We start from the raw sequence: 15821 nt of genomic DNA on the forward strand, positions 1-15821 counted from the left end.
TAAGCGTTGTCTTATGCGTATAGCGGGTTAGTTTTTTCAGTGTCGATGTTGAACTTAGCAATAGCTTCAGCCACAACAGACTTCTCAACATCACCACGTTTAGCCAATTCAGTTAGCGCAGCAACGACTACATAGCCAGCGTTAACTTCGAAGTGGCGACGTAGGTTTTCACGGCTGTCAGAACGACCGAAACCATCCGTACCAAGAACTTTGTAAGACTCAGTCGGCATAAATGCACGCACTTGCTCAGCATAGTTCTTCATGTAGTCCGTTGCTGCGATTGCAGGCTCACTACCAAGAACCGTTGTGATGTAAGGTACTTTCGCTTCCGCTTCAGGGTGAAGCATGTTGTAACGCTCAGCGTCTTGGCCGTCACGAGTTAGCTCATTGAAAGACGTCACAGAGAACACATCAGAGGCTACGCCGTACTCTTCACTTAGGATCGTCGCTGCTTTGCGCACTTCATTCATGATAGTACCAGAGCTCATTAGCTGAACTTTGCCCTTGCTACCCGCGTGAGACTCAAGCTTGTAGATACCCTTACGAATGCCTTCCTCAGCGCCTTCTGGCATGGCTGGCATTGCGTAGTTTTCGTTCATTACCGTTAGGTAGTAGAACACGTTCTCTTGCTCTGGGCCGTACATGCGACGGATACCGTCTTGCATGATAACCGCGAGCTCGTAAGCAAACGTTGGATCGTAAGAAATACAGTTAGGGATGGTGTTCGCTTGGATATGAGAGTGACCATCTTCGTGCTGTAGACCTTCACCGTTCAGTGTTGTACGACCTGCTGTAGCACCTAGTAGGAAGCCACGAGCTTGTTGGTCACCTGCAAGCCATGCCATGTCACCAATACGTTGGAAACCGAACATTGAGTAGTAGATGTAGAACGGGATCATTGGAAGATCGTTAGTGCTGTAAGAAGTCGCAGCCGCAACCCAAGACGCCATTGAACCGAGTTCGTTGATACCTTCCTGAAGAACCTGACCAGATGTCGCTTCTTTGTAGTAAGAAACGATGCCTTTATCTTCAGGTGTGTATTCTTGACCGTGTGGGTTGTAGATACCAACCTGACGGAATAGACCTTCCATACCGAATGTACGAGCTTCATCACAGATGATAGGAACAATGTTCTTACCGATGTTCTTGTCTTTCAGTAGGATATTTAGCGTACGTACGTAAGCCATTGTCGTTGAGATATCACGCTTCTGCTCACCGAGTAGTGGTGCAAATGCATCTAGCTCAGGCACTTTGAATTCTTGAGTGAATTTAGGCAAGCGAGCTGGCGTGTAACCATGTAGTGCTTTACGACGAGCATGTAGGTATTCGTACTCAGGTGTACCTTCTTCCAGTTTCAAGTATGGAAGTTCTTTAATCTTCTCATCTGAAAGAATGTCTTGTAGACCCAGACGATCACGCAGGTGCTGAACATGAGTCATGTCCATTTTCTTCACACCGTGTGCAATGTTCTTTCCTTCTGCTGCGTCACCCATGCCGTAACCTTTAACCGTCTTAGCTAGGATTACGGTTGGCTTACCACCTGTCTCTTTCGCATTGTTGAATGCAGCGAATAGTTTAGATGAGTCGTGACCACCACGCTTAAGTGCAAAGATTTCGTCATCCGTCATATCGGCGACAAGTGCCGCAGTTTCTGGATACTTACCAAAGAAGTGCTCACGTACGTATGCGCCATCTTTAGATTTGAATGTCTGGTAGTCACCATCGATCGTTTCATTCATAAGCTGAAGAAGTTTACCAGACGTATCTTTCGCTAGAAGTGCATCCCAGTTGTTACCCCAGATAACCTTAACAACGTTCCAACCAGCACCTTTAAACAGGCCTTCTAGTTCTTGAATGATGCTACCGTTACCCATAACAGGACCGTCTAGGCGCTGTAGGTTACAGTTGATTAGGAAACATAGGTTATCCAGCTTTTCACGCGCAGCGAAAGAGATAGCACCACGTGATTCTGGCTCATCCATCTCACCGTCGCCTAGGAACGCGTACACACGTTGAGCTGAAGTATCTTTCAGGCCACGACCTTCTAGGTACTTAAGGAAACGCGCTTGATAGATAGCAGAGATCGGGCCAAGACCCATAGATACGGTCGGGAACTGCCAGAACTCAGGCATGAGTTTAGGGTGCGGGTATGATGGGATACCTTTACCGTCCACTTCTTGACGGAAATTGTCTAGCTGCTCTTCTGTTAGACGGCCTTCAACGAATGCACGAGAGTAAATACCCGGAGAGATGTGACCTTGGTAGTAAACCAAATCGCCACCGTCCGTCTCGTTTGGAGCGCGGAAGAAGTGGTTGAAACACACTTCGTAGAACGCAGCGGCTGACTGGTAAGAAGCCATGTGACCACCTAGGTCTAGGTCCTTCTTAGAAGCACGCAATACGATCATGATTGCGTTCCAACGAATAATCGAACGAATACGACGCTCAAGCGTCACATCACCAGGGTAAGCTGGCTCTTGTGCTGCTGGAATAGTGTTGATGTAGTTTGTGTTGATGCCCGTTGGCATATCAACGCCGTCTAAGCGTGCTTTTTCTAGAACAGTTTCTAGTAAAAACTGTGCACGCTCTACACCCTCTTCACGAACAACGGATTCAAGGGCCTGTAGCCAATCTTGAGTTTCCAATACGTCTACGTCATGCTTCATGTCAGACATGGCGATCTATCCTTCTGTTGGTTGGATCTGATTATTTAAGTAAGCGATTCTTTATTAAGAATCGTTACCTTGCTGAATTCGACGCAGAGAACGCTCTCGTCGAGACTCTTCTCGAGTCAAATCCAACAATATTTCTTCAATATAAGCTAAGTGCGAATGGGACATTTCACGCGCCTTTTCTGGCTGTCCAGAAACAATCGCATCCACGATATTAGCTCTGTGTTTACTTACTTTATCGACCACTTCAATGCGGCGATGTAAGAGCTTTAGATTCTGTAAAACATTTTGCTCAAGCAAAGGAGCAAGACTACGCACAATGTGAAGTAACACCACGTTGTGTGCCGCTTCAGTCAAGGCGATAAGAAACTGCATCACTGCAGCCGCTTCAGCCTCAACATTGTCTCGCTTCTGCTCTTCACTGATTTGTTTCAGGCAAGCCTGAATTCGTGCAAAATCTTCCTCGGTACCACGCAATGCAGCGAAATACGCTGAAATGCCTTCCATCGCATGGCGCGACTCTAGCAAATCAAGCTGAGTTTCTGAGTGAGAGGACAACAAATTAAGCAAAGGATCAGAGAAACTTTTCCAGATGTTTTCGCTAACGAATGTGCCACCGCCTTGACGACGAGTCAGCAGACGCTTTGCTTCTAAGCGTTGAATAGCTTCACGGATGGATGGACGAGACACATCGAACTGTTTCGCCAGTTCGCGCTCAGCTGGCAACTGCTGCCCCGGAGACAATGTTCCTTCCACTATCAACCTTTCCAGCTCTTGTTCAATAACATCAGAGAGTTTCGGCTGACGAATCCTTTGATAAGCCATAATTTATTGTTCTTCTACTCTTCCTGGTAATTGGTCATACCAATTTTAAGATGGTGCAGAAATTAACATAATTAAAACGCCACTGTCCAGCCAAAAGTTGACCCAAATCATAGAACAGGGCGACTTTAAACACAGCGATAACAAATGCCCATTAAAACAGCAATAAAATTGGTATGACCAATTACATAAACAAAACAGTCACAATGCATCTGTGCTAATTATTTTGATCAAGAAAGACAAAAAATGACAAAACCATCCGCACAACCTGTCTTCAAAACCGACATAAATTAGAATAAGTGTCGTTATTATTTTACAAACGATGGTTTTTATTACATCCAAAAAAGGCATACCCAACGGTATGCCTTATCGATTATCGCGGCCATCAGTTACATTTTCGCTACAAGTTGCTAGTGACTTGATGCCTGAACTTCACCCAATCAAAGCTTAGACCAGGATCACTTTTTCTCAGTGGCGCGATAAACTGATGTCCCGTGATCCTTGTTGGAGTAATTAAAGGGTAAGTTTGCATCACCGCGAGGGCCAAGCAAGTAAGTGATTGATATTGTTCTTCTGTATAGGCGATAAACTCCGTTCCTTCTAACTCAATACCAATCGAATAGTCATTACAACGCTCCCTGCCAGCAAAGCTTGATTGGCCCGCATGCCACGCTCTATCAAGAAAAGAGACAAACTGAACAATCTCTCCATCACGCTTAATCAAGCAATGTGCCGAAACGCCCATTTTGTGAATCACTTCAAAAAAAGGATGCGCATTAGGGTCAAGACACCCCATGAAAAAGTCTTCTATATATGGGCCACCAAACTGACCCGGCGGTAAACTAATGTTATGCACCACCAGTAAAGAGATATCTTCTTTATCTGTGCGAGCATCAAAAAATGGCGATGGAACGTGTTTTGCTTTCGTCAACCAGCCATTCTCGATTTGTAGATGCATATCAACCTCACTAGTTTGTAAATTAACTGCTGAAATTATTAACACCGGAGAGTATCATTCGTTGCCCTCTCCCTTTCAAGACAAGATTTGCGATGAAGAACACACATAACAGCCAAGAACGCCTAGCCTACCTTAAGCAACAACTCCCTCTTGAAATCACTCGAGCCGTTGCCGATACCTTAAAAGAAGACCTAGGTGGCACGTTGGATGCGGACAAAGACATCACCGCATCGCTTATTCCTGCTGACGCTGTCAATACGGCAACCATTATTACTCGTGAGCATGGCGTGTTCTGCGGTCAAGCATGGGCGGATGAAGTCTTCAAACAGCTTGGCGGCAAAGTCTCGATTGAGTGGCATGTAAAAGATGGCGATAAAGTCGAGCCAAACCAAACACTATGTACGTTAACCGGCCCTGCTCGTGACTTGTTAACGGGTGAGCGCAACGCAATGAACTTTATCCAGACCCTTTCGGGTTGCGCGACCATTACAGCACAGTACGCAGAAAAAATTGCTCACACCGAGTGTCGCCTATTAGATACGCGTAAAACGATTCCTGGTCTGCGCAGCGCATTAAAGTACGCCGTCGCCTGTGGCGGCGGATTTAACCACCGAATCGGCGTATTCGATGCCTACCTGATTAAAGAGAATCACATCATTGCCTGTGGGGGTATTACTCAAGCGATCACCACGGCAAAAGAGCTCAACCCTGGTAAGCCGGTTGAAGTCGAGACAGAAAACCTAGAAGAGCTGAACGCGGCAATTGATGCAGGTGCTGACATTATTATGCTCGACAACTTCACCACCGATATGATGCGTGAAGCCGTAAAAATGAACGCTGGCCGTGCAGCACTAGAAAACTCTGGCAACGTCACCCTAGACACCATCGCCGAATACGCAGAAACCGGTGTAGATTACATCTCGGTAGGAGCATTAACTAAGCACCTAAAGGCGATGGACCTGTCGATGCGCTTCAAGTAAGCCAAAGCAAGCAAATAGAAATTAACTCTCGCAATCTCATAGAGTTAACATTACCAAAATCAAATAGAGAGCCGCTTGGCTCTTTATTTATATCCGCTTAAAAACAATCCCACTCGCAAAAGCTTGTATGTAATGTGCAACGTCACATTAAAGATTTATACCTCACTCGAATGGCAGCCTCCAGTCCATTTCCTCCGTTTTCAACTCTCCCTACTCTTCGCTTATTCCAACTCAATTAATATGAATCATTGTTAAGGGAACATGATGAAAACGAATAAACAGAAGAAGCAACAAGGCTTTACGTTAATTGAACTGATGATTGTGGTGGCAATTATTGGGATTTTGGCCGCATTTGCTGTACCCGCTTACCAAGACTATACAAAGAAAGCCACACTATCTGAATTTCCTAAAGCAGCTTCAGCGGTAAAACTAGCCGTAGAACTCTGTGCTCATGAAAGTGGGCAGAGCAACTTTGCTTCTAATTGCATTAGTTCAACTAGTGGCGCAGTTCCTACTATTAACGATTTAAACGACATAAAAATATATGCGCGCGTAGGTACATTAACATCCGGAGCGGTAGAAGTTATTGCCGAAGCGATCGCTGCCAAAGGACCAATAACATCTGGAGAGAAATATGTGATGGCTGCCACATTTAAAGATGAAGGCATTGAGTGGGATAATCGCTGTTTTAAAGCTGATGATTCGCCACAGACTATTTACTGTCCGTAATGCTCACCAACCTTTCAACGGTGCTTCGCCAAGCAGGGTTACTGACCTTAGCCCAAGAAGCATCGTTAATTGAGCAAGTGAAAGCGTCTGGCATCTCGATGCCGGACGCTTTACTTCGTTCTGGACTATTCCACTCTCATGAACTCAATGAGCACTTGAGTTCCATCTTTGGCTTGTCTTGCACCTCGCTCAATCAATATGAATACGCGTCACTGTGCCAACAACTGGGGCTGCGCGATCTGATCACGCGATACAATGCCTTACCACTCAACCGTAGCACTTCCACATTGATTCTGGCCATCTCTGATCCGACCAATTTACAAGCAGAAGACGATTTTCGTTTCGCGACCGGATTGCAGGTTGAGTTGGTACTGGCTGACTTTCGTGAGCTAACGGCTGCCATCCGGCGCTTATATGGGCGCACCATTGGGCAAGAGCAATCCGGCTTAAAAGAGATCAACCAAGATGAACTGGCGAGCTTAGTTGAGATTGGTGACGATGAAATAGATAACATTGAAGACCTTAGCCAAGACGAATCACCGGTCAGTCGTTACATCAATCAGATTTTGCTCGATGCAGTGCGCAAATGCGCCTCCGATATCCACTTTGAGCCTTACGAAAACATGTACCGAGTGCGCTTGCGCTGCGATGGTATTTTAATTGAAATTCAGCAACCACCTACGCATTTAAGCCGTCGCCTCTCTGCTCGCATCAAAATTTTATCAAAACTCGACATTGCCGAAAGGCGCTTGCCACAAGATGGGCGAATAAAGCTCAAACTGAACCAAGACACTGCTGTTGATATGCGCGTATCCACACTACCGACTCTGTTTGGTGAGAAGATTGTATTGCGTTTGCTCGACAGCAGTTCTGCTTCACTGGATATCGACAAGCTAGGTTATAACGACCAACAAAAACAGCTTTACTTAGACGCGCTGCGCCGTCCACAAGGCATGATCCTAATGACAGGCCCAACGGGGAGCGGCAAGACCGTTTCCCTGTACACAGGATTGAGCATTCTGAATAAGCCGGAGATCAACATCTCTACCGCCGAAGATCCGGTTGAGATTAACTTACCTGGTATCAACCAAGTTCAAGTACAGCCCAAGATCGGTTTAGGCTTTGCAGAAGCGCTTCGCTCTTTCTTACGTCAAGATCCCGATATTGTGATGGTTGGAGAGATCCGTGATCTGGATACCGCAGAGATCGCGATTAAAGCCTCGCAAACCGGCCACTTGGTATTATCAACGTTACATACCAACTCAGCGGCAGAAACCGTCATTCGCCTCTCCAATATGGGAGTGGAAAGCTTTAACCTCGCCTCTTCACTTAGCTTGATCATTGCCCAGCGACTGGCGAGAAAACTGTGCCCGCATTGTAAACAGCCTCAAGAGCCCAACGCTCAACTGGAATACATTGGTATTGTTTCCACCGACAACATCTACCAAGCGAACCCCACGGGCTGTAATGAATGCACTCATGGCTACTCGGGTCGTACCGGTATTTACGAAGTGATGCGCTTTGATGAATCCCTGTCACAAGCCATGCTCAGGGGCGCATCCGTACATGAGCTTGAACAGCTCGCCATAGCAAATGGTATGCAAACCCTAAAAGCATCTGGCATCGAAAAGCTCAAACAAGGCATCACCAGTTTTAGTGAACTTCAACGCGTGCTCTATTTTTAGTTCTTTTCGTTTTATTAGGCTGTCATCGATTTTATGAAAACCACCGCACCTCAACTTAAAAACTTCCGCTGGAAAGGTATCAATAGTTCTGGCAAAAAAGCCTCTGGACAAGTGCTTGCGATGACAGAGTTCGAAGTCAGAGAGCGTCTCGATGCGCAGCACATCAAAATCAAGAAGCTCAAAAAAAGCAGCATCTCATTACTAACAAAGCTAAGTCACCGTGTTAAAGGCAAAGACATTACCGTATTTACGCGCCAAATTGCCACCATGCTCGTCACTGGAGTGCCCATCGTCCAAGCGCTCAAGTTGGTATCAGAAAACCATCGAAAAGCAGAAATGAAATCAATCTTAATGAACGTCACTCGTGCGGTAGAAGCGGGGACGCCGCTATCAAAAGCGCTACGCAGTGCCAGCGTGCATTTTGATCCACTGTATACCGACTTGATTGCGACAGGGGAGCAATCCGGTAATTTGGCTCAGGTGTTTGAGCGCCTCGCGACTTATCGCGAAAAAAGCGAGCAATTACGAGCAAAAGTGATCAAAGCACTTATTTACCCTGCAATGGTCGTGCTCGTCGCGTTAGGCGTATCCTACCTTATGCTCACCAAGGTAATTCCGGAATTTGAAAAAATGTTTTCCGGCTTTGGTACCGACTTACCTGCCTTTACCCAAATGGTATTAAGCTTATCTGCATGGACACAAAATTGGGGCCTCTTCATTGGATTAACGGCCCTACTCTTACTGATTTCATCGCGTATTATGGCCAAACGCTCTGACCGCTTCCGCCTAATAATGGCCAGAGCCAGCTTGTGCTTTCCCATTCTTGGCCCTGTGCTTTCTAAGGCCGCCATCGCCAAGTTCAGTCGGACACTTGCCACCAGCTTTAGTTCGGGGATTCCAATTCTCACCAGCTTAAAAACCACTTCAAAGACATCCGGTAACATGCATTACCAACTCGCTATTGAAGAGGTATACCGTGATACTGCTGCGGGCATGCCCATATACATTGCTTTGCGAAACTGCAACGTCTTTCCTGAACTTGTATTGCAAATGGTAATGATTGGTGAAGAATCCGGACGTCTAGACGAGATGCTCAATAAAATCGCGACAATTTATGAGTTCGAGGTCGACAACACCGTCGACAATTTAAGTAAAATTTTAGAGCCATTGATCATCGTCTTTCTCGGCGTGGTCGTGGGTGGCTTGGTCACCGCAATGTACCTACCGATCTTTAATTTAATGAGCGTATTGGGATAGAATGTAATCCAAGCAAATTAATCCCATCAAAACAGCGCCTTGCTAATTTGATTTACGCTCAAGAGACAGATATGGAAGTATTCCAGTACTACCCTTGGCTATTCGTCGTGTTTGCCACGATTTTTGGTTTAATCATCGGTAGTTTCCTCAACGTTGTTATTTATCGATTACCGAAGATCATGGAGCTAGAATGGCGGCGTGATTGTGCTGAATCTTTCCCAGAATACCATATTGAGCCTCCTAAAGAGCGCTTAACCTTGAGCGTACCGCGCTCTTCTTGTCAGCAATGTGGCACCCCTATTCGGATTCGAGATAACATCCCTGTCATCAGTTGGCTGCGACTAAAAGGCAAGTGCCACAACTGTCAGTCATCGATCAGCGTCCGCTACCCGCTCATCGAACTGCTCACCGCCATTTGTTCGGGTTTTCTCGCCTTTCATTTCGGTTATAGCGACTTCACGCTTGCGCTAGTTTTCTTTACCTTTGTGTTGATTGCAGCCACGTTTATCGACCTTGATACTATGTTGTTGCCAGATCAACTTACTCTGCCATTAATGTGGACTGGTATCGCTCTCGCACTCACGGAGATCAGCCCTGTGAGCCTGCAAGATTCCATTATTGGCGCTATGGCTGGTTACCTGTGTCTTTGGAGTGTTTACTGGGGGTTTAAACTCCTAACAGGCAAAGAAGGCATGGGCTATGGTGACTTCAAACTGCTCGCGGCACTTGGTGCTTGGCTCGGTTGGCAATCGCTGCCGATGATTATTTTACTATCATCCGTCGTTGGTGTTATTTTCGGTCTTATTCAATTACGTTTACAAAAACAAGGCATCGAGAAAGCGTTCCCGTTTGGGCCTTACTTAGCCATTGCGGGCTGGGTGAGCCTTATTTGGGGCAACCAAATTCTCAACTGGTACTTCACATCGATTCTAGGAGTGTAAATGGCTTTCGTGATTGGCCTAACTGGTGGTATTGCAAGTGGCAAAACCACCGTGGCAAACCTATTCAAACAGCAATTTCAAATTGACATTGTGGATGCTGACATCGTCGCCCGTGAAGTGGTTGATCCGGGAACGCCCGGACTGAATGCCATCATTGCACATTTTGGTCCTGATATTGTCCATGAAGATAACACCTTGGATAGAGCGAAATTAAGAGAAAAGATTTTCTCTTACCCCGAAGAAAAAACATGGCTTAACGCATTATTGCATCCAATGATTCGTGAAAAGATGATTGAAGACTTACAACAAGTCACCTCCGATTACGCCCTTTTGGTTGTCCCCTTGCTGATAGAAAACAAACTTGATAGCTTGTGTAATCGTGTTCTTGTTGTGGATGTCGATCCTCAAACACAAATCTCCAGAACAGTGAAACGCGACAACGTTAGCGAAGAGCAAGCAAAGGCTATCTTGGCGTCCCAAGCATCAAGGCAGCAGCGACTCGCCTTGGCGGATGATGTGGTTAAAAATAACCCTCACGACCCTGATCTTTTGCTTCAAATCACAGATTTGCACCAAAAGTACCTAGCCATGTGTAAGAAAAATCTGCGAAAATAGACCTAATACATACCAAGGCTGATGTTAATGACCACGCACAAATTTGAACATCCATTAAATGAAAAAACTCGCATCTATTTGAGAGTCGAATCGTTGCTGCGTCAGGCTCACTTAGCCTCAGGTTTTGCTGACAACCACCAATACCAGCTTTTCTTTCGAGCACTGTTCGATATGGTTGAAATCTTCGAGCAGATCCAACTAAAAAGTGAGCTAGCGAAAGATCTTGAGAAACAGCGCCTTGCTTATCGCAATTGGTTCAATGTCGATGGTGTTGATCAACAAGCGCTGAGCGAACTCTTAAAAGAGATCGATGTAATTCATAGCCAATTGATGGCGGCGGAGCGCTTTGGCCAATCACTGAAGGAAGACCGTTTTTTAAGCTCTATTCGACAACGCTTTAACCTTCCTGGTGGCTCATGTTGCTTTGACTTACCCGCACTACATTACTGGTTACATTTGCCTATTGATCGTAAGCAACATGACGCGGGCAAATGGCAAGCTAGCCTCAAGCCATTGTCTGATGCCCTGAACCTTTGGCTCAAACTGACTCGAGAAACGGGTCACTTCAAGGATCAGATTGCACGTACAGGCTTTTATCAAAGTGATGCCGAAGAAGCGAATATTCTCCGCTTACACATTCCTATGGAATACGGTGTATATCCTATGATTTCAGGGCATAAAAACCGTTTTGCCATTAAGTTTATCGCCTTTGAAAGCGGACAGGCATGCACTCAAGACGTCGAGTTTGAGCTCGCTGTTTGTAGCTAAACCAAACTCACACTACTATTTTTATACTTCTTTTAACCTCAACTCCGTGGGACTATTTAACCATGTCTAAAATTACTATCGTTCAATGCCCGCAATGTGGTACCGATGTTGAATGGGGCGAACAGAGTCCTTTCCGCCCTTTCTGTAGCAAAAAGTGCCAAATGATCGACTTTGGTGAATGGGCAGATGAAGAGAATACTATCCCTGGTGCGCCGGATATGTCTGACAGTGATGGTTGGTCGGAAGACCCATACTAAGTTCTCAGTTCTAAAATTTGAAAGTTGACGTGAAAGCGTCAACTTTTTTATTGCCCGTCAGAAAACCGTTCTCTTTCGCTTTTCTAGCACTCTCTGCTTGAGCGCATTCCCATTTAAAATTAGGTTTTATTTCATATCGTTAAGTAAATTGTATGTTTCACATACATCAGCAATATATTTAGCTAAGAACGCAGATATTTTTCATTCTACCCAGAAAGAAGCGCGGAGTTTACGCCAGTAAATGAGCACCGATGACAACGGTAGAAAGGGAAATAGCCAGTTATAAGCAAACATAAAAAAACGGAGCCCAAAAGGACTCCGTTTACTATGAGAACGCTAGTTATAGCATTATTTCTTAGCAAGTTTCTCTTTGATACGAGCAGACTTACCAGAACGGTCGCGTAGGTAGTACAGCTTGGCACGACGTACTGCACCACGGCGTTTAACTTCGATGCTATCAACAACTGGAGAGTGAGTTTGGAATACACGCTCAACACCTTCACCGTTAGAGATCTTACGTACAGTGAAAGCAGAGTGAAGACCACGGTTACGGATTGCAATTACAACGCCTTCAAAAGCCTGTAGACGCTCACGTTCACCTTCTTTTACCTTAACTTGTACAACAACAGTGTCACCTGGTGCAAATTTAGGTAGGCCTTGCTTCATTTGCTCTTCTTCAAGAGCTTTGATGATGTTACTCATTTTCTAAATTCCTAGAATAAACTGATACTAAATAAATTAGGTTACTTTGCGTTATGTTCAGTGATGAACTCAGCAAGTAATTGTTCCTGTTCGTCAGTCAGAGCTAGGTTTTCCAGGAGCTCTGGTCTTCTTATCCAGGTACGGCCAAGCGACTGTTTTAGTCGCCAACGACGAATGTCCTTATGGTTGCCTGACATCAGTACCGAAGGCACTGCTTTGTCATCCAACATTTCAGGGCGCGTATAGTGAGGGCAATCTAACAAACCATTCGCAAAAGAATCTTCTTCTGCTGACGCAAAATCCCCTAACACCCCCGGAATAAACCGAGAGACAGAATCAATTAACGTCATGGCTGGAATTTCACCACCCGTCATCACAAAATCCCCAATTGACCATTCTTCGTCAACTTCAGATTGAATGATACGCTCATCTACCCCTTCGTAACGGCCACAAATAAGAAGCAAATTCTCATTTGTTGCCAGTTCTTCAACCCCTTTCTGGTCGAGTTTTCGACCTTGAGGAGAAAGGTAAATAACTTTCGTCTTACCCGGTGAGGCTGCTTTCGCGGTATGAATGGCATCGCGCAAAGGCTGTACCATCATCAACATACCAGGACCACCACCGTAAGGTCGGTCATCGACAGTGCGATGTTTGTCATGAGTGAAATCACGAGGATTCCAAGTCTCAATAGACAAAAGACCTTTTTTAACCGCTTGACCTGTTACCCCAAAATCAGTAACAGAACGGAACATTTCAGGAAAAAGGCTAATTATGCCAACCCACATGTGTTCTCTCGCTCTGTAATTTTGGCGATTAGAATCCAGGATCCCAGTCAACTTCGATCCGTTGAGCTTCGCGATCCACTTTAATGATCACTTGCTCTTCAAGGAACGGAATTAATCGTTCCTTCTGCCCAAAAGCATCTTTTAGATTTGCTTTAACCACTAGAACATCGTTTGAGCCAGTTTCTAGAATGTCAGTAACGACACCCAGATCGTAACCTTTCGTGGTTACCACTTGCATCCCAAACAATTCACGCCAGTAGAACTCATCTTCTGACAATTCAGGCAGTACCGCAGGGTCTATCGCAATTTCAAAGTTCGTCATCAGTTGCGCGTCTTCACGAACATCTAATCCTGCTAGCTTGCATACATAGCCTTGACCATGGCGCTTCCAGCTTTCTACTTTGTACTCAACCCACGAACCCTTTTGGTTAACAAACCAAGGGCTGTAATCAAAAATGCTTTCAGCATTGTCTGTGTAGGAAAAAACCTTGAGCCAACCACGAATGCCGTAAGTAGCACCAAACTTGCCTACAACAATTCTATTGTCGCTCATCGTTTCTTTACCTTTCATCGACATAAGCTAATTTCTACTTCTTAAAAAGAATTAAGCCGCTTTTTGAGCGTCTTTAACTAGCTTAGCAACGCGGTCAGATAGAGACGCGCCTTGACCAACCCAATGGTTAACGCGGTCTAGGTCTAGACGTAGACCTTCTTCTTGACCTTGTGCAGTTGGGTTAAAGAAACCAACTTTCTCGATGAAACGGCCAGTTGCAGCGTTACGGCTATCCGCAACTACGATTTGATAAAATGGACGCTTTTTAGCGCCGTGACGTGCCAAACGAATGGTTACCATGTCGTCCTCTTTGCTTTCTCAAAAATAAAATTAACCCCAAAAACCATTTATAAATTAAATAGCCTGGGGTCTCGTGCCAAAATAAAGCTCCGGAATTTTACTCTTATCCCGGTTCAATGCAAGGGGTTTAGCTACTTTTTCACCAACATAAATTAAAATTTAAGTTTGTGATGCAGCTAACACCCTGAAACTAAAGTGTAGGCAATCGATTAACGACCAAATGGGTTGAAGCCGCCGCCTCCACCCATACCGCCGCCCATCATGCCTTGCATGTTGCGCATCATGCCTTTCATGCCGCCCTTTTGCATTTTCTTCATCATCTTCTGCATCTGGGTGAACTGCTTCAATAGACGGTTAACGTCTTGAACCTGGACACCTGACCCCGCAGCGATACGCTTCTTACGCGAACCTTTAATGATTTCTGGACGCTGACGCTCTTTCATCGTCATTGAGCTGATGATAGCTTCCATCTGTTTGAACATCTTATCATCAACTTTATCTTTCACATCTGACGGCAATTGAGACATGCCTGGAAGCTTATCTAGCATGCCCATCATGCCGCCCATGTTGGTCATTTGACCTAACTGTTCACGGAAGTCTTCTAAGTCGAAGCCTTTTTTCTCTTTGAACTTCTTGGCTAGCTTTTCTGCTTTTTCTTGGTCAACGTTGCGTTGTAGGTCTTCAATCAGCGACAGTACGTCACCCATACCAAGAATACGTGATGCTACACGATCTGGATGGAATGGCTCTAGCGCGTCAGTTTTCTCACCGACACCCAAGAATTTAATTGGTTTACCTGTGATGTGACGAACCGATAACGCTGCACCACCACGCGCATCACCGTCAACCTTGGTTAGGATAACACCTGTTAGCGGTAGTGCATCACCAAAAGCTTTCGCTGTGTTCGCCGCATCTTGCCCCGTCATTGCATCAACCACAAATAACGTTTCAACTGGGTTGATAGCCGAGTGGAGATCTTTGATCTCACCCATCATCTCTTCATCAATCGCCAAACGACCTGCAGTATCGACAATCAGAACGTCGTAGAATTTCTTCTTCGCGTGGTCAATCGCTGCGTTCGCGATATCAATCGGTTTTTGATCCGCTGAAGATGGGAAGAAGTCGACACCAATGTCTGATGCTAACGTTTCTAGCTGTTTGATCGCCGCAGGGCGGTAAACGTCGGCAGAAACAACCAAGACTTTCTTCTTGTCACGCTCTTTTAAAAGCTTAGACAGTTTACCTACCGACGTGGTTTTACCCGCACCTTGTAGACCCGCCATCAAAAGCACAGCAGGCGGTTGTGCCGCTAGGTTCAAAGCTTCGTTAGACTCACCCATGACCGATTCAAGTTCAGTTTGAACGATCTTGATGAACTCCTGACCCGGGGTCAATGATTTAGAAACTTCTACACCGACTGCTTTTTCTTTTACACGGTTAACAAACTCACGGACTACAGGAAGCGCAACGTCCGCTTCCAGTAGCGCCATGCGTACTTCACGTAGGGTTTCTTTAATGTTGTCTTCAGTCAGACGACCTTTGCCACTGATATTCTTCAGCGTTTTGGATAATCGATCCGTTAAATTCTCAAACATCTTTGTCTCTTCGCTAAAATGGCGATTAATTAGGGTGAGTATACCTTAGCCAACGTCACAGTCATACCCGTACTGCCTCTCTATTCCTATATCGTGGACAACGTTGTGAATTTCAACATCTCATCTCACATGATTGTTGAGGTATCTACCGTAGCCCCAAAGCGCAATGCAAGGTATAATTTTCACCAAATTGCACAACAAC

General features: G+C 45.4%; 16 protein-coding genes. 8 read left to right on the top strand and 8 right to left on the bottom strand.

Features of this window, described 5'->3' with window-relative positions; translation table 11 throughout:
- Window positions 1–11: 11 nt before the first annotated feature.
- From aceE to ampD, 3 genes are all read right to left on the bottom strand, one after another.
- Entirely contained in the window at window positions 12–2675 is a 2664-nt protein-coding gene (gene aceE, locus AK966_RS03345; protein WP_099079841.1) for a pyruvate dehydrogenase (acetyl-transferring), homodimeric type, read from the bottom strand.
- Between the two features lie 54 nt (window positions 2676–2729).
- Complete coding sequence (gene pdhR / locus AK966_RS03350; protein ID WP_099079840.1) at window positions 2730–3497, bottom strand: pyruvate dehydrogenase complex transcriptional repressor PdhR; 768 nt, start codon at window positions 3495–3497, stop codon at window positions 2730–2732.
- A 397-nt stretch (window positions 3498–3894) separates the two neighbouring features.
- The gene (gene ampD, locus AK966_RS03355; RefSeq protein WP_119463529.1) at window positions 3895–4452 is read right to left on the bottom strand and encodes a 1,6-anhydro-N-acetylmuramyl-L-alanine amidase AmpD; all 558 of its coding nucleotides are present in this window, start codon (window positions 4450–4452) and stop codon (window positions 3895–3897) included.
- A gap of 92 nt (window positions 4453–4544) precedes the next feature.
- On the opposite strand from ampD, the gene nadC reads away from it, so the two are divergent.
- The 8 genes from nadC to yacG all read left to right on the top strand — a co-directional run bounded on the left by nadC (window position 4545) and on the right by yacG (window position 11684).
- On the top strand, window positions 4545–5432 hold the full coding sequence (nadC, locus tag AK966_RS03360) for a carboxylating nicotinate-nucleotide diphosphorylase (RefSeq protein WP_119463530.1): 888 nt from the start codon (window positions 4545–4547) through the stop codon (window positions 5430–5432).
- A 264-nt stretch (window positions 5433–5696) separates the two neighbouring features.
- Window positions 5697–6161, top strand: coding sequence for a prepilin-type N-terminal cleavage/methylation domain-containing protein (locus AK966_RS03365; protein ID WP_119463531.1), 465 nt, complete (start codon window positions 5697–5699; stop codon window positions 6159–6161).
- The gene (gene pilB / locus AK966_RS03370; RefSeq protein ID WP_119463532.1) at window positions 6161–7846 is read left to right on the top strand and encodes a type IV-A pilus assembly ATPase PilB; all 1686 of its coding nucleotides are present in this window, start codon (window positions 6161–6163) and stop codon (window positions 7844–7846) included. The genes AK966_RS03365 and pilB overlap by 1 nt, the downstream gene beginning before the upstream one ends.
- 33 nt (window positions 7847–7879) lie before the next feature.
- Window positions 7880–9103, top strand: coding sequence for a type II secretion system F family protein (locus AK966_RS03375; RefSeq protein ID WP_099079835.1), 1224 nt, complete (start codon window positions 7880–7882; stop codon window positions 9101–9103).
- A gap of 71 nt (window positions 9104–9174) precedes the next feature.
- Window positions 9175–10044: an A24 family peptidase gene (locus AK966_RS03380; protein WP_119463533.1), complete on the top strand. Its 870-nt coding sequence runs from the start codon at window positions 9175–9177 to the stop codon at window positions 10042–10044.
- Entirely contained in the window at window positions 10045–10659 is a 615-nt protein-coding gene (gene coaE / locus AK966_RS03385; RefSeq protein ID WP_099079833.1) for a dephospho-CoA kinase, read from the top strand.
- Window positions 10660–10686: 27 nt separating this feature from the next.
- Window positions 10687–11427 carry a cell division protein ZapD gene (zapD, locus tag AK966_RS03390; RefSeq protein WP_099079832.1) on the top strand — a complete coding sequence of 247 codons (741 nt, stop codon included), beginning with the start codon at window positions 10687–10689 and terminating at the stop codon, window positions 11425–11427.
- A gap of 62 nt (window positions 11428–11489) precedes the next feature.
- Window positions 11490–11684 carry a DNA gyrase inhibitor YacG gene (gene yacG, locus AK966_RS03395; RefSeq protein WP_099079831.1) on the top strand — a complete coding sequence of 65 codons (195 nt, stop codon included), beginning with the start codon at window positions 11490–11492 and terminating at the stop codon, window positions 11682–11684.
- Between the two features lie 348 nt (window positions 11685–12032).
- On the opposite strand, the gene rplS is transcribed toward yacG, so the two are convergent.
- The 5 genes from rplS to ffh all read right to left on the bottom strand — a co-directional run bounded on the left by rplS (window position 12033) and on the right by ffh (window position 15619).
- On the bottom strand, window positions 12033–12386 hold the full coding sequence (rplS, locus tag AK966_RS03400; protein ID WP_099079830.1) for a 50S ribosomal protein L19: 354 nt from the start codon (window positions 12384–12386) through the stop codon (window positions 12033–12035).
- A gap of 41 nt (window positions 12387–12427) precedes the next feature.
- Window positions 12428–13171, bottom strand: coding sequence for a tRNA (guanosine(37)-N1)-methyltransferase TrmD (gene trmD / locus AK966_RS03405; protein ID WP_099079829.1), 744 nt, complete (start codon window positions 13169–13171; stop codon window positions 12428–12430).
- Window positions 13172–13199: 28 nt separating this feature from the next.
- Window positions 13200–13748 (bottom strand): ribosome maturation factor RimM, encoded by a 549-nt coding sequence (rimM, locus tag AK966_RS03410; RefSeq protein WP_099079828.1) that lies wholly within the window; start codon window positions 13746–13748, stop codon window positions 13200–13202.
- Between the two features lie 27 nt (window positions 13749–13775).
- Window positions 13776–14024 carry a 30S ribosomal protein S16 gene (gene rpsP / locus AK966_RS03415; protein ID WP_004410028.1) on the bottom strand — a complete coding sequence of 83 codons (249 nt, stop codon included), beginning with the start codon at window positions 14022–14024 and terminating at the stop codon, window positions 13776–13778.
- A 209-nt stretch (window positions 14025–14233) separates the two neighbouring features.
- Complete coding sequence (ffh, locus tag AK966_RS03420; protein ID WP_119463534.1) at window positions 14234–15619, bottom strand: signal recognition particle protein; 1386 nt, start codon at window positions 15617–15619, stop codon at window positions 14234–14236.
- Window positions 15620–15821 lie beyond the last annotated feature (202 nt).

The organism is Vibrio sp. PID23_8 (genome assembly GCF_003584965.1).
GTDB lineage: Bacteria > Pseudomonadota > Gammaproteobacteria > Enterobacterales > Vibrionaceae > Vibrio.

Bases quoted from the DNA above. Each gene is read 5' to 3' on its own strand.
- pdhR (WP_099079840.1), bottom strand. From the start codon at position 3,497: ATGGCTTATCAAAGGATTCGTCAGCCGAAACTCTCTGATGTTATTGAA.
- ampD (WP_119463529.1), bottom strand. From the start codon at position 4,452: ATGCATCTACAAATCGAGAATGGCTGGTTGACGAAAGCAAAACACGTT.
- nadC (WP_119463530.1), top strand. From the start codon at position 4,545: ATGAAGAACACACATAACAGCCAAGAACGCCTAGCCTACCTTAAGCAA.
- trmD (WP_099079829.1), bottom strand. From the start codon at position 13,171: ATGTGGGTTGGCATAATTAGCCTTTTTCCTGAAATGTTCCGTTCTGTT.
- ffh (WP_119463534.1), bottom strand. From the start codon at position 15,619: ATGTTTGAGAATTTAACGGATCGATTATCCAAAACGCTGAAGAATATC.
- aceE (WP_099079841.1), bottom strand. From the start codon at position 2,675: ATGTCTGACATGAAGCATGACGTAGACGTATTGGAAACTCAAGATTGG.
- pilB (WP_119463532.1), top strand. From the start codon at position 6,161: ATGCTCACCAACCTTTCAACGGTGCTTCGCCAAGCAGGGTTACTGACC.
- coaE (WP_099079833.1), top strand. From the start codon at position 10,045: ATGGCTTTCGTGATTGGCCTAACTGGTGGTATTGCAAGTGGCAAAACC.
- AK966_RS03375 (WP_099079835.1), top strand. From the start codon at position 7,880: ATGAAAACCACCGCACCTCAACTTAAAAACTTCCGCTGGAAAGGTATC.
- yacG (WP_099079831.1), top strand. From the start codon at position 11,490: ATGTCTAAAATTACTATCGTTCAATGCCCGCAATGTGGTACCGATGTT.
- rpsP (WP_004410028.1), bottom strand. From the start codon at position 14,024: ATGGTAACCATTCGTTTGGCACGTCACGGCGCTAAAAAGCGTCCATTT.
- rplS (WP_099079830.1), bottom strand. From the start codon at position 12,386: ATGAGTAACATCATCAAAGCTCTTGAAGAAGAGCAAATGAAGCAAGGC.
- rimM (WP_099079828.1), bottom strand. From the start codon at position 13,748: ATGTCGATGAAAGGTAAAGAAACGATGAGCGACAATAGAATTGTTGTA.
- AK966_RS03380 (WP_119463533.1), top strand. From the start codon at position 9,175: ATGGAAGTATTCCAGTACTACCCTTGGCTATTCGTCGTGTTTGCCACG.
- zapD (WP_099079832.1), top strand. From the start codon at position 10,687: ATGACCACGCACAAATTTGAACATCCATTAAATGAAAAAACTCGCATC.
- AK966_RS03365 (WP_119463531.1), top strand. From the start codon at position 5,697: ATGAAAACGAATAAACAGAAGAAGCAACAAGGCTTTACGTTAATTGAA.